This is a genomic window from Citrobacter sp. R4, from assembly GCF_026719175.1.
Lineage (GTDB): Bacteria > Pseudomonadota > Gammaproteobacteria > Enterobacterales > Enterobacteriaceae > Citrobacter_A > Citrobacter_A sedlakii.
Genome location: NZ_JAPPSU010000003.1, coordinates 134,499 through 160,271, shown reverse-complemented (window position 1 = coordinate 160,271; position 25,773 = coordinate 134,499). Strand labels below are relative to the sequence as shown.

Here is a 25,773-nt window from a genome sequence, read left to right as displayed (position 1 = left end):
GTTAACGAGGAAAAAGACGTATGTGCGGTATTGTCGGTATCGCCGGTGTTATGCCGGTCAACCAGTCGATTTATGACGCCTTAACGGTGCTCCAGCATCGTGGCCAGGATGCCGCAGGCATCATCACCATTGATGCGAACAACTGCTTCCGCTTGCGTAAAGCGAACGGCCTGGTGAGCGATGTGTTCGAAGCGCGTCACATGCAGCGTATGCAGGGCAACATGGGTATCGGTCATGTGCGCTACCCAACGGCTGGCAGCTCCAGCGCCTCAGAGGCTCAGCCATTCTACGTCAACTCACCGTATGGCATCACGCTTGCCCACAATGGCAATCTGACCAACGCCCACGAGCTGCGTAAAAAGCTGTTCGAAGAAAAGCGTCGCCACATCAATACCACCTCCGATTCAGAGATCCTGCTGAATATCTTTGCCAGCGAGCTGGATAACTTTCGTCACTATCCGCTGGAAGCCGATAACATTTTTGCCGCTATCGCCGCGACTAACCGCCAGATTCGCGGGGCGTATGCCTGCGTGGCGATGATTATCGGCCACGGGATGATCGCCTTTCGCGATCCGAACGGGATCCGTCCGCTGGTGCTGGGCAAACGCGATATTGGCGATGGCCGTACCGAGTACATGGTGGCCTCAGAAAGCGTGGCGCTTGATACGCTGGGCTTCGAATTCCTCCGTGACGTCGCGCCCGGTGAGGCGGTGTACATCACGGAAAAAGGCCAGCTGTTTACCCGCCAGTGTGCGGAAAACCCGGTCAGCAACCCGTGTCTGTTTGAGTACGTCTACTTCGCGCGTCCGGACTCCTTCATTGACAAAATTTCCGTCTACAGCGCCCGCGTTAATATGGGGACCAGGCTTGGTGAAAAAATTGCCCGTGAGTGGGAAGACCTGGATATCGACGTGGTGATCCCGATCCCGGAAACGTCCTGCGATATCGCGCTGGAAATTGCCCGTATTCTGGGTAAGCCGTACCGCCAGGGGTTTGTGAAAAACCGCTACGTGGGACGTACCTTTATCATGCCGGGTCAGCAGCTGCGCCGTAAATCGGTGCGCCGCAAGCTGAACGCTAATCGCGCGGAGTTCCGGGATAAAAACGTTCTGCTGGTCGATGACTCTATCGTGCGCGGCACCACCTCTGAGCAGATCATTGAGATGGCGCGTGAAGCCGGGGCGAAAAAGGTCTATCTGGCGTCAGCCGCGCCGGAAATTCGTTTCCCGAACGTGTACGGCATTGACATGCCTACCGCTAACGAACTGATCGCCCACGGGCGTGAAGTGGATGAGATCCGCCAGATTATCGGCGCAGACGGCCTAATCTTCCAGGATCTGAACGATCTGATCGAAGCCGTACGCGCCGAGAACCCGGATATCCAACAGTTTGAATGCTCGGTCTTTAACGGCGTGTATGTGACGAAAGACGTTGACCAGCAGTATCTTGATTTTCTCGATTCCCTGCGCAATGACGACGCCAAAGCGGTGCAGCGGCAGAACGAAGTGGAAAATCTCGAAATGCACAACGAAGGGTAATCTCTTCCTCCCAGGGTGCGGTTTCCGCACCCTGCTTGCAACTCCCCCTGAAATCCTGCAAAGTCAGCCCAGAAGTCAGACAGGGCGATATATCATGAAACGACTCATCGTAGGAATTAGCGGCGCCAGCGGCGCCATTTACGGCGTGCGCATGTTGCAGGTTTTGCGCGATGTGCCGGATGTTGAAACGCACCTGATTATGAGTCAGGCCGCCCGACAGACGTTGTCGCTGGAAACAGACTTATCGCTGCGCGACGTGCAGGCGCTTGCTGATGTCACCCACGACGCGCGTGACATTGCCGCCAGCGTCTCCTCTGGCTCTTTTCAGACCGCGGGAATGGTCATCCTGCCATGCTCGATTAAAACGCTGTCCGGCATTGTGCACAGCTATACCGACGGTCTGCTCACCCGCGCCGCCGACGTGGTGCTGAAAGAGCGCCGTCCGCTGGTGCTCTGTGTGCGGGAAACACCGCTGCATCTGGGGCATCTTCGATTAATGACCCAGGCGGCGGAAATTGGCGCGGTGATTATGCCGCCGGTTCCGGCGTTTTATCATCGTCCGCAGTCGCTGGATGATGTGATAAATCAAACCGTTAACCGCGTTCTTGATCAGTTTGACATTGCGCTACCGCAGGATCTCTTTGCCCGCTGGCAGGGTGCATAGCGCTGCCTGCTTAGCGCGCCTTCTGGCAACCGTTGCCCTGTTATAGGGCAATTTTGTAACCGCGATCATATCCTCGACATTTAATTCGCTAAAAGCCACCGAAACGCTGCGGTTCATCCGCCAGACCTGCTATCTTCAACATCAGGACAATATTGCAACGTTTTATTAACATATTTAACGTCGAATATCCTCATCGACGCGAAAATGGCATAAGACCTGCATGAAAAAGCCTGCAACACACAACACAACGCAAAACATAATAAAGTCATTCCACTTGAGGGTTATGTATGAAGAAGTCAGTTCTCGCTCTGTCATTACTGATAGGTCTTTCTGTTGGCGCATCCAGCTATGCCGCGTTACCGGAAACGGTTCGTATCGGTACGGACACCACCTACGCGCCATTCTCTTCGAAAGACGCCAAAGGCGATTTTGTCGGCTTTGATATCGATCTGGGCAATGAGATGTGCAAGCGTATGCAGGTCAAATGTACCTGGGTCGCCAGCGATTTCGACGCGCTGATCCCGTCGCTCAAGGCGAAGAAAATCGATGCCATCATCTCTTCGCTTTCCATCACCGATAAGCGTCAGCAGGAAATCGCCTTCTCTGACAAACTCTACGCGGCTGACTCACGACTGATTGCGGCGAAAGGTTCGCCGCTCCAACCGACGCTGGATGCGCTGAAAGGCAAACACGTCGGCGTTCTGCAGGGGTCCACCCAGGAAGCGTATGCCAATGATAACTGGCGCAGTAAAGGTGTAGATGTGGTGGCGTACGCCAACCAGGATCTGATTTACTCCGATCTGACGGCGGGCCGCCTTGATGCTGCTCTGCAGGATGAAGTGGCCGCCAGCGAAGGATTCCTGAAACAACCTGCCGGTAAAGACTATGCGTTTGCCGGTCCTTCCGTGAAAGACAAGAAGTACTTTGGCGACGGGACGGGCGTCGGTTTACGTAAGGACGACGCTGAGCTGAAAGCGGCCTTTGACAAGGCGCTGGGCGATCTGCGTAAGGACGGTACTTACGACAAGATGGCGAAAAAGTACTTCGACTTTAACGTCTACGGCGACTGATCGCGCCAGTGAGGGGATCTGGCTGCACCGTTTGGGTAACCTTTCGCGGTGCAGTCAGGCAGAAATGCACCATAACAGTGCAGTGGTTGGATCGGCTGGCGGAAATATGCATACTTAAGCGCTTTTCATGCAAAATAAACCGGCTATTTGGGTAGAATGCTTTGCCTTGCCGACCCGATTAATGGCACGATAACCGCACCTGGTCCTGTAAAGATCCCCTATAAAGACAGTCTGTTGAGGATAGCTATGAAAAAACTGGTGTTATCTCTTTCCCTGGTGCTGGCCTTCTCCAGCGCTACCGCAGCTTTTGCCGCCATTCCGCAAAAAATTCGCATTGGTACCGATCCTACTTACGCCCCCTTTGAATCGAAAAACGCGCAGGGTGAACTGGTGGGTTTTGATATCGATCTGGCGAAAGAGCTGTGCAAACGTATCAATACACAATGCACCTTCGTTGAGAACCCGCTGGACGCGCTGATCCCGTCGTTAAAAGCGAAGAAAATCGATGCCATCATGTCTTCGCTTTCCATCACGGAAAAGCGCCAGCAGGAGATCGCTTTCACTGACAAACTGTATGCCGCTGATTCGCGTCTGGTGGTGGCCAAAGATTCCGATATTCAGCCGACCGTCGAGTCGCTGAAAGGCAAGCGCGTCGGCGTACTTCAGGGCACCACTCAGGAGACGTTTGGTAACGAGCATTGGGCGCCGAAGGGCATTGAGATTGTCTCTTACCAGGGGCAGGACAACATCTACTCTGACCTGACTGCGGGACGTATCGATGCGGCATTCCAGGACGAAGTCGCGGCAAGCGAAGGCTTTCTGAAGCAACCCGTTGGCAAAGATTACAAATTCGGCGGCCCGTCTGTGAAAGACGAGAAACTGTTCGGCGTCGGGACCGGAATGGGTCTGCGTAAAGAAGACAACGAACTGCGTGAAGCCCTTAATAAAGCGTTTGCCGATATGCGCGCTGACGGGACTTACGAAAAGCTGGCGAAAAAGTACTTTGATTTTGATGTTTATGGCGGTTAATTCCCGCCGGTGCAGATAAAGCCCGAAACGGCGTGATGATCCTTTTTTCAACCTGATGGCGCAACGTTTATCCGGCCTGCAGACAGTTGTCTTAGGCCAGATAAGGTCAGTGCCGCCATCCGGCATACGAAGGACGTGACGTCAAAAGAGGCGCTTACTCACCACTCACGACAGGACAGGCAGCATGTTGTACGGCTTTTCAGGTGTTATTTTACAGGGCGCGATCGTCACGCTGGAACTGGCGCTCAGTTCCGTCGTGCTGGCGGTGCTGATCGGCCTCGTCGGGGCGGGGGCTAAACTCTCGCAAAACCGGGTGACGGGGCTTATTTTCGAAGGGTATACCACCCTGATTCGCGGTGTGCCGGATCTGGTGCTGATGCTGCTGATCTTCTACGGTCTGCAGATTGCGCTGAATACGGTCACCGACGCGCTGGGGGTCGGCCAAATCGATATTGATCCAATGGTTGCCGGTATTATTACTCTCGGCTTTATTTACGGCGCCTATTTCACGGAAACCTTCCGCGGTGCGTTCATGGCGGTGCCGAGAGGTCATATCGAAGCGGCGACCGCCTTTGGTTTTACGTCATCGCAGACGTTTCGCCGCATAATGTTTCCAGCAATGATGCGCTATGCGCTGCCCGGCATTGGCAACAACTGGCAGGTTATCCTGAAAGCCACGGCGCTGGTCTCGCTGCTCGGTCTGGAGGATGTGGTAAAAGCCACGCAACTGGCCGGTAAGAGCACCTGGGAGCCCTTTTATTTCGCAGTGGTGTGCGGGCTGATTTATCTGGTATTTACAACTGTGTCTAATGGTGTGCTGCTGTTCCTCGAGCGCCGTTACTCCGTGGGTGTAAAGAGGGCTGACCTGTGATCGACATTATTCAGGAGTACTGGAAATCCCTGCTCTGGACTGACGGCTATCGCTTTACCGGCGTGGCGATTACCCTGTGGCTGCTGATCTCATCAGTGGTGATGGGGGGCATCCTGGCGGTGATCCTTGCGATTGGCCGCGTGTCCAGCAATAAGTTTATCCAGTTCCCCATCTGGTTATTTACCTATATCTTTCGCGGGACGCCGCTGTATGTGCAACTCCTGGTGTTCTATTCGGGGATGTATACCCTGGAAATCGTCAAAGGCACCGATTTCCTCAACGCCTTCTTTCGTAGCGGCCTGAACTGTACCGTTCTGGCGTTAACCCTTAACACCTGCGCCTATACTACCGAGATTTTTGCTGGCGCCATTCGCTCGGTGCCGCATGGTGAAATCGAGGCCGCGCGGGCCTATGGCTTTTCTTCGTTTAAAATGTACCGCTGCATTATTTTGCCTTCGGCGCTGCGTATTGCGCTTCCGGCGTACAGCAACGAGGTTATATTAATGCTGCATTCCACGGCCCTGGCTTTTACCGCGACGGTGCCGGATCTGCTTAAAATCGCTCGCGATATCAATTCAGCGACCTATCAGCCCTTTACCGCTTTCGGGCTTGCCGCCGTGCTGTATTTAATCATTTCGTATGTCCTGATCAGTCTGTTCCGCAGGGCGGAAAGGCGCTGGTTGCAGCATGTTTCCTCTAAATAATTCGAGTAACACGATGTCTGAGAATAAATTAAACGTTATCGATTTGCACAAACGCTACGGCGAACATGAAGTGCTGAAAGGGGTATCGCTGCAGGCCAACGCCGGGGATGTGATAAGTATTATCGGCTCATCGGGTTCGGGGAAAAGTACCTTTCTGCGCTGCATTAACTTCCTTGAGAAGCCGAGCGAAGGATCGATTGTGGTCAGCGGCCAAAATATCACGCTGGTACGCGACAAAGACGGTCAACTGAAGGTGGCGGATAAAACCCAGCTCCGCCTGTTGCGCACGCGTCTGACGATGGTGTTTCAGCACTTTAACCTGTGGAGCCACATGACGGTGCTGGAAAACGTCATGGAAGCGCCGGTTCAGGTACTGGGCCTGAGCAAGCAGGAAGCCCGCGAACGGGCGATCAAGTATCTGGCGAAAGTGGGCATTGATGAGCGTGCCCAGGGAAAATATCCGGTGCATCTTTCCGGCGGCCAGCAGCAGCGCGTGTCGATTGCCCGCGCGCTGGCGATGGAACCGGAGGTGCTGTTGTTTGATGAGCCGACCTCTGCGCTGGATCCTGAACTGGTGGGTGAAGTGTTGCGCATCATGCAGCAACTGGCGGAAGAGGGCAAAACCATGGTAGTGGTGACCCACGAAATGGGTTTTGCTCGCCATGTGTCAAGCCACGTGATTTTCCTGCATCAGGGGAAGATTGAAGAAGAAGGGGAGCCAGAGCAACTGTTTGGCAATCCGCAAAGCCCGCGATTGCAGCAGTTTCTTAAAGGTTCGTTGAAATAGTCACCGGTTTCGCCGGGTGGCAAATCGCGTTTCTTACAGGTTGGATCAGCGCCGCGCCTTCAGGCGCTTTCCAGCCGGTAACCCCAGTCGTCATAGCGAATGCCATTGATCGTGAATGCTTTTTCCAGCACCTGCGTGCGCGCGAATCCGAGCTTTTCCAGCAATCTTACGGACCCCCGGTTTTTAGCCAGCACCCAGGCGTTGATCGCCTGTAGCCCTGCATCGCGAAAGCCATACTCGCACACGGCGCGAACGGCTTCGCTGGCAAAGCCGCGCCCCTGCACATCAGGGAGCAGGCAATAGCCGATATCCGCTTCCTGGGGAAACTGATGGCTGATTTGCAGACCGACGTCCCCTAGCGGGGTTGCGTCATGATGCTGGCGAATAACGAACATATGTTTCGAAACCAGACGACGCGCGAACAGTAAACGGATATCGCGTTCCGGGCAGCGTTCGCCCATATACCGCATAATATCCGGGTTCTCTCGCAGGGCGAGAAAGAAAGGCCAGTCGGTCGCCTGAAAAGGGGAGAGCGTCAGTCGCGGGGTCGTCAGTAAAGCCATAAAATCGCCATTCCGGAAGTCATCCTGATTACCTTACCACCGGAACGGCGAGCATGCACAGGCCGGAGGGTTAGCGAATCACATCTTCCAGCGCTTCTTCGAGGTCATACCAGCGAAAGGCGAAGCCTGCGGCTTCCAGACGCTTCGGCAGCGCGCGCTGGCCACCCAATACCAGCACCGAGGACTCGCCCATCAGCAGGCGAATCGCCGTCGCCGGGACGCGAACGAAAGCAGGGCGCTGTAGCGCATGTCCAAGCGCATGGGCGAACTGCTCGTTACGCACGGGATAGGGCGAAACCATATTGAAGGGGCCGCGCAGATCGTTATCCAGCAGCCAAAGGATGCCGTTCACCATGTCATCAACGTGGATCCACGGTAAATACTGGCGGCCATTACCAATCGGTCCTCCCAGCCCCAGCCGGAACGGCGGAACCATTTTACCGAGAATACCGCCTTTGGGCGCCAGCACGACGCCGGTACGCAGCAGGCAAACGCGGGTGCGATCGCTTTGGGCGGTGCAGGCGATTTGTTCCCAGCGCGCGCACAGCTTATGCGTGAATTCATTATGCGGCGGCTCTTCCTCGGTCACCACCACTTCACCCAAATCACCGTAATAGCCGGTAGCGGAGCCGGAAATCAGTACCGAGGGCGGCGTTTCGCTGGCATTAATCAGATCCGCCAGTTTCTGCGTGATGCGCCAGCGACTCTGGCAAAGACGCTCCTTTTGTGCGCTCGACCAGCGCTTGTCGGCAATCGGCTCACCCGCAAGATTGATCACCGCGTCGACATCATCAAGCTGCTTTTTATCGTCCAGGGTGGTCCAGAGCGCCACCCGACTGTCGAGCCGATCCCGGGCTTTTTCGGGGCTGCGAGTGAGAACCGTCACCTGATGCCCGAGCGCCAACAGACGCGGGATAAGGTGTCCGCCGATAAGACCTGTTCCTCCGGTAACCAGTATGTTCATGCAGCCTCCCGTAAAGGCGACTAACGCCGCCAGCTTAAGGTCATAGATACCGAATCGGCATAACGTAACGCGTGAAGCTTATCGATTTCCACTTCAGCATAAGTGACCCAGTGGTGTTCGCGTGCGATGTCGAGCACATCCTGCGTTAATTTTTCCAGCAACGAAAAACGGTTGTTTTCGACGTGCTGAAGAATGCTTTTCGTGATGGTACGGTAATTCAACGCATCGTTAATATCTTCGCTGACCCGCGCTTTTTCTGCCGGATAATGAATCGCAACGTTGATCACAATATCCTGGCGGTTAGTGATCTCTTCTTCTTTGATACCGATAAAGGTGCGTAAGCGAAGGTTTTTTATACGAATAATAGCGTCAGGTTGAGACATTGCAGAGTTCTCCATATATGAACCTTCGCATCATACACGAGAACCGCCGCGCGTTATCCTTTCAACGTCTCAGGATTAAGTTGCGCCTGCATCAGCGCACGTTCGGTGGCCGGACGCGAGCGGATACGCTGGAACCAGTTGTTTACCGCCGGGTACATTTCCAGATCGATGCGTTGACGCTGATGGGCATTGACCCACGGCCAGCAGGCAATATCCGCGATGCTGTAATGCTCGCCGCCCAGCCACGGAGAAGCTTCCAGACGTTTATTGAGCACGTTATACAGCCGCTGAGTTTCCACCTGGTAACGCTCGATAGCATACGGGATGGCCTGCGGCGCGAAATGATTGAAATGATGATTTTGCCCCAGCATTGGCCCAAGCCCGCCAACCTGCCAGAACAGCCACTGCAGCGTAATATGACGCTCGCGCAGCTCGCCGCTCAGTAACATGCCGCTTTTTTCCGCCAGGTAAAGCAAAATTTCGCCAGACTCAAAAAGACTAAGCGGCGCGCCGCCGTCCGCAGGGGCGCGATCGACAATCGCGGGAATTTTGTTATTGGGCGATATCGCCAGGAAATCGGGACGAAACTGGTTGCCCTTACTGATATCGACTTTGATCAGTCGGTAGTCCATTTCGGCTTCTTCAAGAAAGAGCGTAATCTTGTGTCCATTGGGCGTAGGGGCGTAATAGAGATCGATCATTTCAGCTCCAGCAAGCGTTTTATCTACGAGACAACCACAAGTATAGAAAGCCTGGCGTGTTGTGTGAGATTTCATCAGGTGACAGCGAACGAAAGACGCTTTATGTTGAAAGAAAAAAAACCATCAACATCGAGGAAGCTATGAGTAAACCTGTGATTACCCTCTGGTCAGACGCCAATTTTTTCTCCCCTTACGTGCTGTCTGCTTACGTCGCGCTCCAGGAAAAGGGGCTTCCTTTTACCCTGAAAACGGTGGATTTGGAGCGCGGTGAACATCTCGCGCCTGGCTGGCAGGGTTACGCCCAGACGCGTCGGGTACCGCTGCTGGAGATTGACGGGTTCGAACTTAGCGAGTCGTCAGCTATTGCGGAGTATCTGGAAGATCGCTTTGCGCCGCCGACATGGGAGCGCATCTATCCTCTCGATCTTGAGAAACGCGCCCGGGCGCGGCAGATTCAGGCGTGGCTCCGGAGCGACCTGATGCCTGTCCGCGAGGAGCGCCCGACGGATGTGGTGTTCGGCGGCGTCAAGAAAGGGCCATTAAGCGACGCCGGGAAAGCCAGCGTGGAAAAGCTGTTTGCCACGGCGAGCCATTTGCTGGCTGACGGGACGCCGAACCTGTTCGGCGAATGGTGTCTGGCGGACACCGATCTGGCGCTGATGATCAACCGTCTGGCGCTTAACGGTGACGACGTGCCGACGCCGCTGGCGGAATATGCCGCGTTTCAATGGCAGCGCGCTTCTGTTCAGCGTTATATTGCGCTTTCCGCTAAGCGTACGGGCTGAAAAAGGGTCTACAATCCAGTATCATAGTGCGGTTTTTTTATGATGCGGAGGACGTGATGAAACTGATGTTTGCATCCGATATTCACGGTTCCTTACCGGCCACTGAGCGCGTGCTGGCGCTGTTTGCTCGCAGCGGCGCGCAATGGCTGGTGATACTGGGTGATATACTGAATCATGGGCCGCGTAACGCCTTACCTGAAGGCTACGCGCCTGCTGAGGTCGCCGGGCGGTTGAACGAATATGCGTCGCGGATTATCGCCGTGCGCGGCAACTGCGACAGCGAAGTGGATCAGATGTTGCTCCACTTTCCGCTCACCGCGCCGTGGCAGCAGGCGTTACTGGAAAACCAGCGGCTCTTTTTGACCCACGGTCATCTTTTTGGAGCGGAAAATCTGCCAGCGCTGCAGTCCAACGATGTGCTGGTGTACGGACATACTCATCTGCCGGTGGCAGAAAAGCGGGGCGATATATACCATTTCAATCCTGGCTCCGTGAGCATACCGAAGGGCGGCCATCCGGCTAGCTACGGAATGCTGGACGATAATGTATTGAGCGTAATCGCACTCAATGATCAAAGTATCATTGCGCAGGTGGCGATTAATTCGTAATTTACCCCCACATATGTAAATGCGCCGCAGAGTGCTAAGAAAAAGAAGGTTTCCTGATGGTGGAACAGCGTCGTTTGGCAAGTACGGAATGGGTGGATATTGTGAATGAAGACAACGAAGTCATCGCACAATCCAGCCGGGAACAGATGCGAGCGCAGTGCCTGCGTCATCGTGCAACCTATATCGTGGTACACGATGGGATGGGCAAAATTCTGGTGCAGCGTCGTACCGAGACAAAGGACTTTTTACCTGGCATGTTAGACGCCACGGCCGGTGGCGTCGTTCAGGCAGACGAACAACTGTTAGACTCTGCCCGCCGCGAAGCGGAGGAGGAACTGGGCATTGCGGGCGTTCCGTTCGCTGAACACGGTCAGTTCTACTTTGAAGATGAGCATTGCCGCGTCTGGGGCGCGCTGTTTAGCTGCGTGTCGCATGGCCCCTTCGCCTTGCAAGAGGAAGAGGTCAGCGAAGTATGCTGGCTGACGCCGGAGGAAATTACCGCCCGCTGTGACGAATTCACCCCGGACTCGCTAAAAGCGCTGGCGCTGTGGATGACCCGCAACGCCAAAAACGAGTCTGCAAAAGGTGAGCGGCAACAAGAAGAACAGCAAGAAAAACAGGAAGAGGCGGAATAACGCCTCAGCAACTGTCCCGCAGACATAAACTGGAGGCGATCGGCTGTTGATCGCGCCAGTTTCCATCCTGAATTCTTTCCAGTAAGGCCCGTCCGGCCTCAAGGCCGATTTTGCGGTGCGGAACCGCCATCGTGGTCAGCGGCGGCTGACAGACCCGGCTGACGTCGCTGTCGCCAAACCCCACAACCGCCAGGTCGTCAGGGACTTTAATCCGTCGGCGCTGGCATTCATACAGGACGCCGCAGGCCAGTTCATCCGACACGCAGACCAGCGCATCCAGTTCCGGCCACGCCAGGATAAACTCCGGCAGTTGCGAAGCCCCGGTGGAAAAATTGGGCGGCAGGGCGGCGTTAATCACCCGGTTGGGCGACATATGATGGCGCAGCATCGCTTTATACCAGCCCTGCAAATGCTGTTGAAAGATCCACTGTTCCTGATTCGCACACAGCAGGCCAATGTTCTGGTAGCCACGTTGAATCAGCATCTCCGTCAGCTCAAACATGGCGGCCACGTTATCAATCCCGATATTCATATCAATGGGATCGGTACGGATCGCGCCAATCTCCATGACCGGAATCGACGCGTTCTTTAGCCAGTGTCGGACGGTGTCGCTGTGCTCGACGCTGAGCAATATCGCCGCGGCGATATTGGAAGCCAGCAGCGTTTCCAGCAGTTTTTCTTCCTGCTCAAGACGGTGACGGGATTCCGCCAGCATGATCTGGTATCCGGCGGGTTGCAGAACATGCTGCAATCCGGCAAACATTTCTGAACATCCTGCTTCGGCAAGATTTGGCACCACCATCGCAATGGTACGTGACGATGCTGACGCCAGCGCGCTGGCGGCGAGATTCGGCATATATCCCAGCTCGTGGACAGCCGCGTCGATTTTCTCCCGCAGTTTATCGGAAACCTGCTCCGGCGTGCGCAAGGCACGCGAGACGGTCATGGTGCCGACACCCGCAAGCTGTGCGACATCGGCGATGGTCACTTTACCGGTACTACGCCGTTTTCGGGTTAGAGACATACAAATTCCTGCGCAATTACAACCAGTTGAGACGCTTTTTTATGATCGTTCTTTGCGTCACGTTTAGCGCAGTATACGCCTTAATTGTCCTTGTTTGCTCTGATTTCACACAGCAATCTGTTTTTGATAGCGCTATCACATATCTGAACGATAGCGTTTGATAGCGCTATCTTTGTGATTGCGATCGCAGATAAGGTGGTTGGGGTTGAATAAAGTTTGCTCATGTTAAGCCAAGAGAGAGGGACGATCGTGCTTGAAACCTGGTTAACGGATAACACGATTCAACTGCGCGAGCAGGTGAGCGACTGGCGGGAAGCGCTTGGGATTTGCGCCGGGCCGCTGCTGCAGGCGGGCGTCATTACGCCTGATTATGTTAGCGCTATCGTCGCACAACATCAGAAGCTGGGGCCGTATTATGTGCTGGCGCCCGGGCTGGCGATGCCGCATGCCCGCCCGGAGGAAGGCGCAAAGGCTATCGGCTTATCGCTACTGAAGCTGACGGACGGCGTGTCGTTTGGCGCAGGAGAAAATGATCCGGTTGATATTATTATTTTATTAGCCGCAGCGGATAAACACAGCCATATCGAAATGATTTCGGCCCTGGCTGAATTATTTTCAAACGATGACGATCTGGCGAAATTACATCAGGCAGCCACCCTGGAGGAGATTAAAAAAATAATTTCACGTTATTAATTTTACGCATGCCCCTGTATTGATGAAACATTACGCCTGCGCGTGATGCGAACAAACTCTACTTAAAAAAGGTAATAACAATGAAAATTATGGCTATTTGTGGCTCCGGCCTGGGCAGCAGTTTTATGGTCGAAATGAATATTAAAAAGGTGCTCAAAAAACTCAATATTGACGCTGAGGTGGAACATTCCGATCTCTCCTCGGCGACGCCGGGCGCCGCCGATCTCTTTGTGATGGCGAAAGATATTGCCGCCAGCGCCAGCGTGCCCGAGGCGCAACTGGTGGTAATCAATAACATTATCGATATCAATGAACTCGAAACACAGCTACGGGCATGGTTCGATAAACAATAATTCTTTCTGCACCCAATCCTTCGCGCTGTCTCACCACAGCGTGACCGCAAATATGCATCGAGGTGGCTATGTTTATCCTTGAAACGCTGAATTTTGTTGTTGATATTCTTAAAGTGCCTTCGGTACTGGTCGGCTTAATTGCGCTTATTGGCCTGGTGGCGCAAAAGAAAGCCTTTTCGGATGTCGTAAAGGGAACCATTAAAACAATCCTGGGGTTTATTGTTCTTGGCGGCGGGGCTACCGTTCTGGTCGGCTCATTAAATCCGTTAGGCGGTATGTTTGAACACGCTTTTACTATCCAGGGGATTATTCCGAATAATGAAGCGATTGTCTCAATTGCGCTGGAAAAATACGGTGCCGCTACCGCACTGATTATGGCGTTCGGAATGGTGGCGAATATTATTGTCGCGCGCTTTACGCGGCTGAAATACATATTTTTAACCGGGCACCACACCTTTTACATGGCCTGTATGATCGGCGTGATCCTGACCGTCGCCGGTTTTGAGGGGGCGGGGCTGGTCTTTACCGGCTCGCTGATCCTCGGGTTGGTGATGGCCTTCTTCCCGGCATTGGCGCAACGCTACATGAAACGCATCACGGGTAGCGACGACATTGCCTTTGGTCACTTCGGTACCCTGGGGTATGTGCTGTCAGGCTGGATCGGCAGCGTGTGCGGTAAAGGCTCCCGTTCGACCGAAGAAATGAATCTGCCGAAGAATTTAAGCTTCCTGCGCGACAGTTCGATCTCCATTTCGCTGACCATGATGATCATCTATCTGATCATGGCGGTTAGCGCCGGTCGGGAGTATGTGGAAAGCACCTTCAGCGGCGGGCAGAACTATCTGGTCTACGCCATCATCATGGCGATTACTTTTGCCGCCGGGGTGTTCATTATCCTGCAAGGGGTTCGCCTCATCCTTGCGGAAATTGTTCCGGCGTTTACCGGCTTCTCTGAAAAACTGGTGCCCAACGCGCGTCCGGCGCTGGATTGCCCGGTGGTGTATCCCTATGCCCCCAACGCTGTGCTGATCGGCTTTTTGTTTAGCTTCCTCGGTGGGCTGGTGGGGCTGTTTCTGCTCGGGCAAATGAAGCTGGTGCTGATATTGCCAGGCGTCGTGCCGCACTTCTTCACGGGAGCGACGGCGGGGGTGTTCGGTAATGCCACCGGCGGCCGTCGTGGCGCTATGCTCGGCGCGTTCGCCAACGGTCTGTTGATTACCTTCCTCCCGGTGCTGCTCTTGCCGGTACTCGGCGCTATCGGCTTTGCCAACACCACCTTCTCGGATGCCGACTTTGGCGCGATTGGCATTGTGCTCGGTAACCTGGCCCGCTACCTGTCGCCTCTGGCGATCACCGGGCTGGTGGTCGGGCTGTTTGTTGTACTGGTCCTCTGGAATCTGTTCGCAAAGAACAAGACGGCGACAGGTCACTCAGCGGAAAATAACGGAGCCAAACCATGAATGTAAAAGAAGTGACGCAGTTGGCGCGGGATATTCGCGTTGCTACCCTGAAATCACTCACCCATCTGGGCTTCGGCCACTATGGCGGCAGTATGTCGGTGGTGGAAACCCTCGCGGTACTGTACGGCGCGGTAATGAAAATCGATCCGGCCGATCCGGACTGGCCGGAACGCGATAACTTTGTTCTCTCGAAAGGGCACGCGGGACCGGCGCTTTACAGCACGCTGGCGATCAAAGGCTATTTCCCGATCGACGAGTTGAACACGCTCAATCAGAACGGCACCCGGCTGCCCAGTCATCCGGATCGGCTGAAAACCCGTGGCGTGGACGCGACCACGGGATCGCTGGGACAGGGGATCTCCATCGCCGCCGGAATGGCGCTCTCGCATAAGTTGGCGCAGCGTCCGAACCGGGTCTTCTGTATTGTCGGCGACGGTGAGCTGAACGAAGGACAGTGCTGGGAAGCGTTTCAGTTTATTGCTCATCATTGCCTCAACAACCTGACGGTGTTTGTTGACTGGAATAAGCAGCAACTGGACGGCGAGTTAGATGAAATTATTCGCCCGTTCAGCCTTGATGCAAAATTCCGCGCGTTTGGCTTCGATACCATCACGGTGAAGGGCGATGATATACCGGCGCTACTGGCTGCCGTCCAGCCTGTTCCCGAGGCGCAGGCCCGCCCACGGGTAATCATTCTTGACAGCATTAAAGGGCAAGGGGTGCCATGTCTTGAACAGTTGAGCAATTCTCATCACCTGCGCCTGACAGAGGACATGAAGCAAACCCTGAATAACGCCATTCGCCAACTGGAGGTCACGCATGATTAATCTCGCGCCCGCAGGACAAAAAGATCGCGTGGAGATGCGCAAGGTGTACGCCGGATTCGTGGCCCGGCAGATAAAAGACGGCAGCCCGATCATCGCGCTGGAAGCAGACCTGATGAGTTCAATGGCGATGGACGGTGTCGCCCGTGATTACCCGCAGCATGTGATTAACTGCGGCATTATGGAAGCCAACGTGATTGGCGCCGCCGCGGGATTGGCGTTAACCGGGCGCAAGCCGTTCGTGCATACCTTCACTGCGTTTGCCAGCCGCCGCTGTTTCGATCAGCTGTTTATGTCGCTGGACTACCAGCGAAATAACGTCAAAGTGATCGCCTCGGATGCGGGCGTCACCGCCTGTCATAACGGCGGTACGCACATGTCGTTTGAAGATATGGGGATCGTGCGTGGACTGGCGCACGCCATTGTGCTGGAGGTGACGGATGCGGTGATGTTTGAGGATATCCTGCGCCAGCTTATCGAGCTTGAGGGATTCTACTGGGTCCGCACCATTCGTAAACAGGCGCCGAGTATCTACGCGCCCGGCTCGACGTTTACCATCGGTAAAGGCAACGTGCTGCGGGAAGGTAATGATATCACCCTGATTGCTAACGGAATCATGGTGGCCGAAGCGCTGGAGGCGGCGCGGCAGCTGGAGAGAAACGGGGTCAGCGCCGCGGTGATCGACATGTTCACCCTGAAACCTATCGATCGGATGCTGGTGAAAAACTACGCCGAGAAAACGGGACGCATCGTGACCTGCGAGAACCACAGTATTCACAACGGACTGGGGTCGGCGGTGGCGGAAGTGCTGGTGGAAACCTGTCCGGTGCCCATGCGTCGGGTCGGCGTAAAAGAACGTTACGGCCAGGTTGGCACGCAGGATTTTTTGCAGGAGGAATACGGGCTGACTGCCGCCGCGATTGTCGAAGCCGCAAAATCACTGCTGTGATGGCGTGAGGTTGATGCCGGATGACGACAGCGCCATCCGGCATGTTTCGTTACTGGTAGCCCATGATCTGCGCGCCAACCACCAGCACGCTGGAGAAGGCAAACAGCAGACCAGCCAGGGCCAGCGCGGGCTTAATCCAACTGCGGAAATCGACCCGGCAAACGCCGAGCGTCGCCATTAACGATGCCGAGGTAGGATAAATAATATTGCTGAACCCGTCGCCTAACTGAAACGCCAGCACGGCCACCTGGCGATTAACGCCGACCAGATCGCTGAGCGGGGCCATCAGCGGCATGGTCAGCGCCGCCTGGCCTGAACCCGAGGTGACGAAGAAGTTGAACAGCGTCTGGAACAGCAGCATAAACCAGGCGGCGACCGCGGTGTGCAGCTCGCCAATGCCGCCAGCGATGGCGTTGAGGAGAGTATTCAACACGCTCGGCGTGCTGGCGTCGCCGTTACCCAGCAACAGCATAATGCCTTTGGCGAAGCCGACCAGCAGCGCGGGGGCAATCATGATTTTCGCCCCTTCGGTGAAGGCGTTCGCCATATCGTTTAGCGTCATGCCGTTGAGACGAAACACCACGCCGATCAGGCCGATAACGATGCCCATCGTGAAGAACTGACTGGCGATTTCAGGAATAAACCAGGCGTGGACGATAACGCCCCATATCACCCAGCCGATAGCGGCGGTTAGGATCGCTAATACCAGCCAGTCTCCCGCGCCCAGCTTGCGCTGTGTAATCTGCTGCTGCTGTTCGCGGAAAAAACGGTCAGACTGCCAGCAGGCAGAGCGCTCCGGCGATTTACGGATCCGTGACGCGTAAAGCAGCGTGAAGGCCATCGCCAGCAGTGTCGCCAGCAGCCAGATGATAATGCGCAGCCCCGAGCCGGAAAGTACGGGAACACCGGCAATCCCCTGCGCAATGACCACGCTGAACGGGTTCATCCATGATGTGGCGAAGCCGACCTGGGTTGCGACATAGGTCACCAGTACCGTGGTAATACTGTCATACCCTAAGCAAACCATCAGCGGGGCGATGATAATAGCGAAGGCGACCGCCTCTTCTCCCATACCGAACACTGCGCCACCGAGAGAAAAGAGCATAAACAGCACCGGTATGAACAGGATTTCATTGCCTTTGGTCCGGTTAATTAGCGCGAGGATACCGTTATCGATGGTGCCTGTGCGCATGACGATGCCAAAAGCGCCGCCAATCACCAGCATAAACATGATAATACCAATGGCGGAACCGTATTTATCGCCAGCCGTGAGCCCTTCAAAGGGAAAGTTCATGAGTCCCGCTCCGGCGTCGCCGGTCGAGAAGAACTGCACCCGGTTATACTGCGCTTCACCTGACGCGTCGGTCACGATGCGAAACGACGCAGGATCAACAACCTGGCGGCTTTTCTCAACGCCTTCCACCTGATAGTGAATTTTCTGTGTGTCAAATTGCCCGGCAGGGATCAGCCATGTCAGGAGGCTGGTAAAAATCGCCACGAAAAAAATGATCACCAGCGTATCGGGCATAGCGAATTTTCTGCGTTGCGTGGGGTGAGAGGATGAAACCGAGGACATAGCATACCTTCCATGTAGCGTTTTAATGGAATAAGTATGCATTTTGATGAATATAAATGCAATTTGTAAGCGCGTTTTTTATGCCGGTTTCAGAATTTGCTACCGCACAGTGGGGGATTTTTAGGCAAAAAAAATCCGGATGCTTGCACATCCGGACGGTATTAACCCCCTTACTCGCTTAAGTGGCGAGAGGGGGAAAACGATTAGCCCTGCTGGGAAGACTGAATCGCGGTCAGTGCGATAGTGTAGACGATATCGTCTACCAGCGCGCCACGAGACAGGTCGTTCACCGGCTTGCGCATACCCTGCAGCATCGGCCCGATGGAGATCAGGTCGGCAGAACGCTGTACCGCTTTGTAGGTGGTGTTACCCGTGTTCAGATCCGGGAAGATAAACACGGTAGCGCGACCGGCAACCGGGGAGTTCGGCGCTTTGGATTTCGCCACGTCAGCCATTACCGCCGCGTCGTACTGCAGCGGACCGTCGATCATCAGGTCAGGACGTTTTTCCTGCGCAATGCGGGTCGCTTCACGGACTTTCTCTACGTCGCTACCTGCACCAGAGGTACCGGTAGAGTAGGAGAGCATCGCCACGCGCGGTTCGATACCGAAAGCAATTGCCGATTCAGCGGACTGAATGGCGATCTCAGCCAGTTGCTCAGCGGTCGGATCCGGGTTGATTGCGCAGTCGCCGTAAACATATACCTGTTCCGGCAGCAGCATAAAGAACACGGAAGAAACCAGGGAGCTACCCGGTGCGGTTTTGATCAGCTGCAGAGGCGGACGGATAGTGTTCGCGGTGGTGTGAACCGCACCGGACACCAGACCGTCAACTTCATCCTGCTCCAGCATCAGCGTACCGAGCACCACGTTGTCTTCCAGCTGTTCGCGGGCAACGGTTTCGGTCATGCCTTTGCTCTTACGCAGTTCGACCAGACGAGCGACATAGCTTTCGCGAACCACTTCCGGGTCAACGATTTCAATGCCGGCACCCAGCTCAACGCCCTGAGAAGCGGCAACGCGGTTGATTTCATCCGGGTTACCTAACAGTACGCAGGTTGCGATACCGCGTTCAGCGCAGATCGCCGCCGCTTTCACGGTACGCGGCTCGTCGCCTTCCGGCAGGACCACACGCTTACCGGCTTTACGCGCCAGTTCGGTCAGCTGATAGCGGAACGCCGGCGGAGACAGACGGCGGCTACGCTCGGAAGTCGCGGTCAGAGAGTCAATCCAGTCAGCGTTGATGTAGTTAGCCACGTACTCCTGAACTTTCTCGATGCGCTCGTGATCGTCAACCGGCACTTCCAGGTTGAAGCTCTGCAGGCTCAGGGAGGTCTGCCAGGTGTTGGTGTTCACCATGAATACCGGCAGGCCGGTCGCAAATGCGCGCTCGCACAGTTTAGAAATGCGCGCGTCCATTTCGTAGCCGCCGGTCAGCAGCAGGGCGCCGATTTCCACGCCGTTCATCGCGGCAAGGCAGGCGGCAACCAGCACGTCAGGACGGTCTGCGGATGTGACCAGCAGAGAACCGGCGCGGAAGTGCTCCAGCATGTGCGGAATGCTGCGCGCGCAGAAGGTCACAGATTTCACGCGACGGGTGTTGATATCGCCTTCGTTAACGATTGTCGCGTTCAGGTGACGGGCCATGTCGATCGCACGGGTGGCGATCAGATCAAAGCTCCACGGCACCGCGCCCAGAACCGGCAGCGGGCTGGATTCTTGCAGTTTAGCCGGATCAACTTTGATCACCTGCGCTTTGGAAGAGTCGTCAAAAATCTCGGACAGGTCCGGACGGGTACGGCCCTGTTCATCCACCGGCGCGTTCAGTTTATTAACGATAACGCCCGTGATGTTGGTGTTTTTAGCGCCGCCGAAGCTGCTGCGCGTCAGTTCGATACGCTCGTTCAGCTGTTCCGGGGTGTCGGTACCCTGAGACATGACGAAAACGATTTCCGCGTTCAGCGTTTTTGCGATTTCGTAGTTCAGAGACTGCGCGAACTGGTGTTTACGGGTCGGAACCAGACCTTCAACCAGCACGACTTCCGCGTCTTTGGTGTTCGCGTGGTAGTTCGCGATGATCTCTTCCATCAGCACATCTTTCTGATTGCTGGAAAGCAGAGATTCAACGTGGCTCATCTTCAACGGTTCAGCCGCTGGCAGATTGGAGTTCGCGCGAACGATAGTGGTGGTCTGGTCTGGCGCATCGCCGCCAGCACGCGGCTGAGCGATGGGCTTAAAGACGCTCAGACGAACGCCTTTGCGTTCCATAGCACGGATGACGCCGAGGCTGACGCTGGTCAGGCCGACGCTGGTTCCGGTAGGGATCAGCATAATAATTCGGGACACGATTTATCCTCTTTCGTTACCGCCGACATCGGCGGGTGACAAAACAGCACCGCCAGCATGGTGGCTGGCGGTGTGGTATCAGGCAGTCAGACGGCTCGCGTCTTGCGCGATAACCAGTTCTTCGTTGGTTGGGATCACCACTGCAGGACGGGTGCCTTCTTTGTTGATGAAGCCAGATTTACCGAAGCGTGCGGCCAGGTTACGTTCGTGATCGACTTCAAAGCCCAGCACGCCCAGTTTGCCCAGAGACAGTTCGCGAACCATCGCGGCGTTTTCACCAATGCCCCCGGTGAACACGACAGCGTCCAGACGACCTTCCATCAGCGCGGTGTAGGAGCCGATGTATTTCGCCAGGCGGTGGCAGTAAACGTCCATCGCGCGCTTGGCGTCTTCTTTGGTCGCGTAGTTGTCTTCGACATAACGGCAATCGCTGGTCACTTCGGTCAGACCCAGCAGGCCGGACTCTTTGGTCAGCATCTTGTTGATCTGGTCAACGCTCATGCCCAGGGTGTCGTGCAGGTGGAAGATAATCGCCGGATCGATATCGCCGGAACGGGTACCCATCACCAGACCTTCCAGCGGAGTCAGACCCATAGAGGTATCAACGCACTTGCCGTTACGGATAGCGGAAACGGAACCGCCGTTGCCCAGGTGGCAGGTGATGATGTTCAGTTCTTCAACCGGCTTGTTCAGCATTTTTGCCGCTTCCTGAGTCACGAAGAAGTGGCTGGTGCCGTGTGCGCCATAACGACGAACGCCGTGTTCTTTGTACAGGCTGTACGGCAGGGCATACAGGTAAGATTCTTCCGGCATCGTTTGGTGGAACGCGGTGTCAAACACGGCGACGTTCTTGTCTTTCAGCTGCGGGAAGGATTTCAGTGCTTCGGCGATACCGATCAGGTGGGCCGGGTTATGCAGCGGTGCAAAAGAGGCGGAATCTTTGATACCCTGAATCACGGAGTCATCAATAACGACGGAGCTGGTGTACTTCTCGCCGCCGTGTACGATACGGTGACCGATTGCAGTCAACTGCGCAGACAGTTCTGGTTTTTGTGCCAGAATAGTATTAACGATAAAGTTCAGCGCTTCACTGTGAGCGGCGCCTGCGCCTAAAGCCGCTTCTTGTTTACTGCCGTCCATTTTCCATTTGATACGGGCTTCTGGAAGATGGAAACATTCGGCTAAACCAGAAAGGTATTCTTCACCATTAACTGCATCGATGATTGCAAATTTCAGTGAGGAGCTACCGCAGTTCAGAACCAGTACTAACTTACTCGACATGGAAGTACCTATTATTGATACGTGGCTAAAAAAACGTCAGGGAGCCATAGAGCGTAGCGCAGTGTGACGCTGACATTTATGATTAACATCATGCGCAGTTGTCTTTTTTGGCATGATGGAAGAAATACCTATGAGTCTATGCCATTTTGCGTATTTTTCAGCCAATGGCATACTATATGTCAATTTGACGACTCAATACTTTTGGACTACAGGCCAATGACAGGCCGCTACAGGATACCTGATAGTGGGTAGCAATGACAAAATGTTTTGAACGTTGTCCCTCATAGTTGTTGTTTTGCACAATTTTTTGAATTTTTATATGTGAAGTTGAGGTAAGCCATGTCGACGCCGGATCACCGCTCCGTAAATTTTTTCAGCCTTTTTCGCCGGGGGCAGCACTACTCGAAGACGTGGCCGATGGAAAAGCGCCTTGCGCCCGTCTTTGTGGAGAATCGCGTTATTCGGATGACCCGCTACGCCATCCGCTTTATGCCGCCGATTGCCGTCTTTACCCTGTGCTGGCAAATCGCCCTCGGCGGTCAATTGGGACCGGCCGTCGCCACCGCGCTGTTCGCGCTCAGTTTACCCATGCAGGGGCTGTGGTGGCTGGGTAAACGTTCCGTTACGCCGCTACCGCCCACAATTTTGAACTGGTTTTACGAAGTCAGGGGCAAATTACAGGAAGCCGGACAGGCGCTGGCCCCGGTTGAAGGCAAGCCGGACTACCAGGCGCTGGCTGACACGCTTAAGCGCGCCTTCAAACAACTGGATAAAACTTTCCTTGATGATTTGTAATTGACCCCGGATTACGCATATAAAAGAAGGCATATTGATGCCTTCTTTTTTTTCACTTTTTTCACCGCAGTAGAGTGATACAGGAGTCCCAAATGGAAATGACCAACGCTCAACGTCTTATTTTGTCTAACCAGTACAAAATGATGACCATGCTCGACCCGACCAACGCCGAGCGTTATCGTCGCCTGCAAACCATTATTGAACGCGGCTATGGCCTGCAAATGCGCGAACTGGATCGCGAGTTTGGCGAGCTTAAAGAAGAGACCTGCCGCACGGTGATCGACATCATGGAGATGTACCACGCGCTGCATGTTTCCTGGGCTAACCTGAAAGATGCGCAAAGCATCGACGAACGTCGCGTGACCTTCCTCGGCTTCGACGCCGCCACAGAGGCGCGTTACCTCGGCTATGTTCGTTTTATGGTCAATGTTGAAGGACGCTATACCCATTTTGACGCCGGCACACACGGCTTCAACGCGCAAACCCCCATGTGGGAGAAGTACCAGCGCATGTTGAGCGCATGGCACGCCTGCCCGCGTCAATACCACCTGAGCGCCAACGAAATTAACCAAATTATCAACGCCTGAGGAGGTGCACGTGCAGTGTAAAGGCTTTCTGTTTGATCTGGATGGAACGCTGGTCGATTCACTCCCCGCCGTCGAGCGAGCATGGTGTAACTGGGCCGATCGTTTTGGCCTGGCGCACGATGAGGTGCTCGGTTTTATTCATGGCAAGCAGGCGATTACCTCGCTGCGTCATTTTATGGCAGGTAAGCCTGAAGCGGAAATCGCCGCTGAGTTTACGCGTCTGGAGCAAATTGAAGCCACGGAAACGGCCGGCATTACTGCGCTGCCGGGGGCGATTGCCTTGCTCAACCATCTGAATAAATCCGGGATCCCGTGGGCGATTGTCACCTCTGGCTCTATGCCCGTTGCCCGCGCCCGCCATCAGGTGGCAGGGCTCCCCGCACCGGAGGTTTTTGTGACCGCCGAGCGTGTCAAACGCGGCAAGCCGGAACCGGACGCCTATCTGCTGGGCGCGCAGCTGTTGGGCCTGGCGCCCCATGAATGTGCGGTGGTGGAAGACGCGCCTGCGGGCGTGTTATCGGGCTTAGCGGCTGGCTGCCATGTTATCGCCGTTAATGCTCCGGCAGACACCCCACGTCTGGCGGACGTTGATTTTGCGCTGACCAGCCTCGAGCAGCTTTCGGTGACGAAACAGCCGAAGGGTAATGTGGTTGTACTCAGCAATACCTGATCATGATTTCGCCCCGGCTTGTCGGGGCTTTTTTATGGCAGAATCATGCCATCTTCTCATCTGACAAGGATAGGTTGTGAACGGTGAATTGATTTGGGTTCTTTCATTACTGGCTATTGCCGTAGTGTTATTTGCGACGGGCAGAGTGCGTATGGACGCGGTTGCTTTGCTGGTCATCGTGGCGTTTGTTCTGAGTGGAACGCTGACCCTCAGCGAAGCCTTTTCTGGCTTTAGCGATCCGAACGTGGTGTTGATTGCCGCGCTGTTTATTATCGGCGATGGGCTGGTGCGTACCGGCGTCGCCACTGTTATGGGCACCTGGCTGGTTAAAATGGCTGGCAGCAGCGAAATCAAAATGCTGGTGTTATTGATGCTGACCGTGGCCGGGCTGGGCGCCTTTATGAGTTCCACCGGAGTGGTTGCCATTTTTATCCCGGTGGTGTTAAGCGTCTCCATGCGTATGCAAACCTCGCCGTCGCGCCTGATGATGCCGCTCAGTTTTGCCGGGCTTATCAGCGGCATGATGACGCTGGTGGCGACGCCGCCAAACCTGGTGGTGAACAGCGAACTTCTGCGTGAAGGGTTTAGCGGATTCAGTTTTTTCAGCGTCACCCCCATCGGGCTGGTGGTCCTGATGCTGGGTATTTTCTATATGCTGCTGATGCGCTTCATGCTGAAAGGCGATCCACAGGCGCAGCAGCGTGATGGCTGGAAACGCCGCACCTTCCGCGATCTGATCAAAGAGTACCGTCTGACCGGGCGAGCGCGCCGGCTGGCGATCCGCCCCGGGTCGCCGATGATTGGTCAGCGCCTTGACGATCTCAAACTGCGCGAACGCTACGGCGCTAACGTGATTGGCGTCGAGCGTTGGCGGCGTTTTCGCCGGGTGATCGTCAACGTCAATGGGGTATCTGAATTTCGTGCGCGTGACGTTTTGTTAATTGATATGTCCGCCGCCGATGTCGATCTGCGGGAGTTCTGTAGTGAACAACTTCTGGAGCCGATGGTGCTGCGCGGCGAATATTTCTCCGATCAGGCGCTGGATGTTGGCATGGCGGAGATCTCGCTGATTCCAGAATCGGAGCTGATCGGCAAGTCGGTACGAGAGATCGGCTTTCGAACCCGCTATGGGCTGAACGTGGTTGGCCTGAAGCGTGACGGCGTGGCAATCGAAGGATCGCTGGTCGACGAACCGCTGCTGATGGGCGACATTATTCTGGTGGTCGGTAACTGGAAACTGATCGGGATGCTGGCAAAGCAGGGACGAGACTTTGTGGCGCTGAACCTGCCGGAAGAGGTGAGCGAAGCATCGCCCGCGCACAGCCAGGCGCCGCACGCTATTTTCTGTCTGGTGCTGATGGTCGCACTGATGCTGACCGATGAAATCCCGAACCCCATCGCGGCGATTATCGCCTGTCTGCTGATGGGCAAATTTCGCTGTATTGACGCCGAAAGCGCCTATAAAGCGATACACTGGCCAAGCATTATCCTGATTGTCGGCATGATGCCTTTCGCGCTGGCGCTGCAGAAAACCGGCGGCGTCGATCTGGTGGTGAAAGGATTGATGGACGTGGGCGGCGGCTACGGGCCGTATATGATGTTGGGCTGCTTGTTTGTACTGTGCGCCACCATTGGCCTGTTTATCTCGAATACGGCAACCGCGGTGCTGATGGCGCCTATCGCGCTGGCAGCGGCGAAATCAATGGGCGTATCACCCTATCCGTTTGCGATGGTGGTGGCGATGGCGGCATCCGCGGCATTTATGACGCCGGTCTCTTCGCCGGTCAACACGCTGGTGTTAGGACCGGGGAACTATAGCTTCAGCGATTTCGTGAAGCTTGGCGTACCGTTTACCGTTATCGTTATGGCGGTGTGCGTGGTGATGATCCCCATGCTGTTCCCGTTTTAACCGCA

General features: G+C 55.1%; 27 protein-coding genes. 19 read left to right on the top strand and 8 right to left on the bottom strand.

Annotated elements, in window-relative coordinates; translation table 11 throughout:
* Window positions 1–20 precede the first annotated feature (20 nt).
* From purF to hisP, 7 genes are all read left to right on the top strand, one after another.
* A complete protein-coding gene (gene purF / locus OOJ60_RS09460) occupies window positions 21–1,538 on the top strand; it encodes an amidophosphoribosyltransferase (RefSeq protein WP_042290735.1) in 1,518 nt (505 codons plus the stop codon).
* Between the two features lie 94 nt (window positions 1,539–1,632).
* Window positions 1,633–2,202: a flavin prenyltransferase UbiX gene (gene ubiX / locus OOJ60_RS09455; RefSeq protein WP_205612464.1), complete on the top strand. Its 570-nt coding sequence runs from the start codon at window positions 1,633–1,635 to the stop codon at window positions 2,200–2,202.
* A gap of 287 nt (window positions 2,203–2,489) precedes the next feature.
* Window positions 2,490–3,272, top strand: a complete 783-nt coding sequence (gene argT, locus OOJ60_RS09450; protein WP_205612463.1) for a lysine/arginine/ornithine ABC transporter substrate-binding protein ArgT — start codon at window positions 2,490–2,492, stop codon at window positions 3,270–3,272.
* A 246-nt stretch (window positions 3,273–3,518) separates the two neighbouring features.
* Entirely contained in the window at window positions 3,519–4,301 is a 783-nt protein-coding gene (hisJ, locus tag OOJ60_RS09445; RefSeq protein ID WP_042290731.1) for a histidine ABC transporter substrate-binding protein HisJ, read from the top strand.
* A 184-nt stretch (window positions 4,302–4,485) separates the two neighbouring features.
* Window positions 4,486–5,172, top strand: a complete 687-nt coding sequence (locus OOJ60_RS09440; RefSeq protein WP_060570100.1) for a histidine ABC transporter permease HisQ — start codon at window positions 4,486–4,488, stop codon at window positions 5,170–5,172.
* On the top strand, window positions 5,169–5,876 hold the full coding sequence (gene hisM / locus OOJ60_RS09435) for a histidine ABC transporter permease HisM (protein ID WP_042290728.1): 708 nt from the start codon (window positions 5,169–5,171) through the stop codon (window positions 5,874–5,876). Before OOJ60_RS09440 ends, hisM begins: the two co-directional genes overlap by 4 nt.
* 13 nt (window positions 5,877–5,889) lie before the next feature.
* A complete protein-coding gene (gene hisP, locus OOJ60_RS09430; protein ID WP_042290727.1) occupies window positions 5,890–6,663 on the top strand; it encodes a histidine ABC transporter ATP-binding protein HisP in 774 nt (257 codons plus the stop codon).
* 59 nt (window positions 6,664–6,722) lie between these two features.
* Here hisP and OOJ60_RS09425 read toward each other — a convergent pair whose 3' ends face one another.
* The 4 genes from OOJ60_RS09425 to yfcG form a co-directional block, all read right to left on the bottom strand.
* A complete protein-coding gene (locus OOJ60_RS09425; protein ID WP_205612462.1) occupies window positions 6,723–7,226 on the bottom strand; it encodes a GNAT family N-acetyltransferase in 504 nt (167 codons plus the stop codon).
* A 70-nt stretch (window positions 7,227–7,296) separates the two neighbouring features.
* Window positions 7,297–8,190: a TIGR01777 family oxidoreductase gene (locus tag OOJ60_RS09420; RefSeq protein ID WP_181822822.1), complete on the bottom strand. Its 894-nt coding sequence runs from the start codon at window positions 8,188–8,190 to the stop codon at window positions 7,297–7,299.
* 20 nt (window positions 8,191–8,210) lie between these two features.
* Complete coding sequence (folX, locus tag OOJ60_RS09415) at window positions 8,211–8,573, bottom strand: dihydroneopterin triphosphate 2'-epimerase (protein WP_042290722.1); 363 nt, start codon at window positions 8,571–8,573, stop codon at window positions 8,211–8,213.
* A 53-nt stretch (window positions 8,574–8,626) separates the two neighbouring features.
* On the bottom strand, window positions 8,627–9,274 hold the full coding sequence (gene yfcG, locus OOJ60_RS09410; protein WP_181822823.1) for a GSH-dependent disulfide bond oxidoreductase: 648 nt from the start codon (window positions 9,272–9,274) through the stop codon (window positions 8,627–8,629).
* Window positions 9,275–9,414: 140 nt separating this feature from the next.
* On the opposite strand from yfcG, the gene yfcF reads away from it, so the two are divergent.
* The 3 genes from yfcF to yfcD are packed head-to-tail and all read left to right on the top strand — an operon-like array spanning window position 9,415 to window position 11,302.
* Window positions 9,415–10,059: a glutathione transferase gene (gene yfcF, locus OOJ60_RS09405; RefSeq protein WP_205612461.1), complete on the top strand. Its 645-nt coding sequence runs from the start codon at window positions 9,415–9,417 to the stop codon at window positions 10,057–10,059.
* A 56-nt stretch (window positions 10,060–10,115) separates the two neighbouring features.
* A complete protein-coding gene (yfcE, locus tag OOJ60_RS09400; RefSeq protein ID WP_042290716.1) occupies window positions 10,116–10,667 on the top strand; it encodes a phosphodiesterase in 552 nt (183 codons plus the stop codon).
* A 56-nt stretch (window positions 10,668–10,723) separates the two neighbouring features.
* Complete coding sequence (gene yfcD, locus OOJ60_RS09395; RefSeq protein WP_042290714.1) at window positions 10,724–11,302, top strand: NUDIX hydrolase YfcD; 579 nt, start codon at window positions 10,724–10,726, stop codon at window positions 11,300–11,302.
* A 4-nt stretch (window positions 11,303–11,306) separates the two neighbouring features.
* Here yfcD and OOJ60_RS09390 read toward each other — a convergent pair whose 3' ends face one another.
* Window positions 11,307–12,326: a LacI family DNA-binding transcriptional regulator gene (locus OOJ60_RS09390; protein ID WP_181822824.1), complete on the bottom strand. Its 1,020-nt coding sequence runs from the start codon at window positions 12,324–12,326 to the stop codon at window positions 11,307–11,309.
* Window positions 12,327–12,575: 249 nt separating this feature from the next.
* Here OOJ60_RS09390 and OOJ60_RS09385 point away from each other — a divergent pair, with 249 nt between their 5' ends.
* The 5 genes from OOJ60_RS09385 (at window position 12,576) to OOJ60_RS09365 (ending at window position 16,605) form a co-directional block, all read left to right on the top strand.
* Window positions 12,576–13,019: a PTS sugar transporter subunit IIA gene (locus tag OOJ60_RS09385; protein WP_042290711.1), complete on the top strand. Its 444-nt coding sequence runs from the start codon at window positions 12,576–12,578 to the stop codon at window positions 13,017–13,019.
* A gap of 80 nt (window positions 13,020–13,099) precedes the next feature.
* Window positions 13,100–13,372, top strand: a complete 273-nt coding sequence (locus OOJ60_RS09380; protein WP_042290710.1) for a PTS sugar transporter subunit IIB — start codon at window positions 13,100–13,102, stop codon at window positions 13,370–13,372.
* A 68-nt stretch (window positions 13,373–13,440) separates the two neighbouring features.
* Window positions 13,441–14,832, top strand: coding sequence for a PTS ascorbate transporter subunit IIC (locus tag OOJ60_RS09375; protein WP_042290708.1), 1,392 nt, complete (start codon window positions 13,441–13,443; stop codon window positions 14,830–14,832).
* A complete protein-coding gene (locus tag OOJ60_RS09370) occupies window positions 14,829–15,659 on the top strand; it encodes a transketolase (RefSeq protein WP_060570104.1) in 831 nt (276 codons plus the stop codon). Before OOJ60_RS09375 ends, OOJ60_RS09370 begins: the two co-directional genes overlap by 4 nt.
* Complete coding sequence (locus OOJ60_RS09365) at window positions 15,652–16,605, top strand: transketolase family protein (protein ID WP_205612460.1); 954 nt, start codon at window positions 15,652–15,654, stop codon at window positions 16,603–16,605. Before OOJ60_RS09370 ends, OOJ60_RS09365 begins: the two co-directional genes overlap by 8 nt.
* Window positions 16,606–16,654: 49 nt before the next feature.
* Here the strand turns inward: OOJ60_RS09365 and yfcC are convergent, their stop codons facing one another.
* The 3 genes from yfcC to ackA form a co-directional block, all read right to left on the bottom strand.
* Window positions 16,655–18,181, bottom strand: a complete 1,527-nt coding sequence (gene yfcC, locus OOJ60_RS09360; protein ID WP_060570106.1) for a putative basic amino acid antiporter YfcC — start codon at window positions 18,179–18,181, stop codon at window positions 16,655–16,657.
* 203 nt (window positions 18,182–18,384) lie between these two features.
* A complete protein-coding gene (gene pta / locus OOJ60_RS09355; protein WP_042290703.1) occupies window positions 18,385–20,526 on the bottom strand; it encodes a phosphate acetyltransferase in 2,142 nt (713 codons plus the stop codon).
* A 78-nt stretch (window positions 20,527–20,604) separates the two neighbouring features.
* Window positions 20,605–21,807 carry an acetate kinase gene (gene ackA, locus OOJ60_RS09350; RefSeq protein ID WP_042290701.1) on the bottom strand — a complete coding sequence of 401 codons (1,203 nt, stop codon included), beginning with the start codon at window positions 21,805–21,807 and terminating at the stop codon, window positions 20,605–20,607.
* A gap of 339 nt (window positions 21,808–22,146) precedes the next feature.
* Here ackA and yfbV point away from each other — a divergent pair, with 339 nt between their 5' ends.
* The 4 genes from yfbV (at window position 22,147) to OOJ60_RS09330 (ending at window position 25,768) form a co-directional block, all read left to right on the top strand.
* Window positions 22,147–22,602, top strand: coding sequence for a terminus macrodomain insulation protein YfbV (yfbV, locus tag OOJ60_RS09345; protein ID WP_042290699.1), 456 nt, complete (start codon window positions 22,147–22,149; stop codon window positions 22,600–22,602).
* Window positions 22,603–22,694: 92 nt separating this feature from the next.
* Window positions 22,695–23,189, top strand: coding sequence for a YfbU family protein (locus OOJ60_RS09340; protein ID WP_042290698.1), 495 nt, complete (start codon window positions 22,695–22,697; stop codon window positions 23,187–23,189).
* A 10-nt stretch (window positions 23,190–23,199) separates the two neighbouring features.
* On the top strand, window positions 23,200–23,859 hold the full coding sequence (locus tag OOJ60_RS09335) for a sugar phosphatase (RefSeq protein WP_042290696.1): 660 nt from the start codon (window positions 23,200–23,202) through the stop codon (window positions 23,857–23,859).
* Window positions 23,860–23,935: 76 nt separating this feature from the next.
* On the top strand, window positions 23,936–25,768 hold the full coding sequence (locus OOJ60_RS09330) for an SLC13 family permease (protein WP_205612459.1): 1,833 nt from the start codon (window positions 23,936–23,938) through the stop codon (window positions 25,766–25,768).
* Window positions 25,769–25,773: the final 5 nt, after the last annotated feature.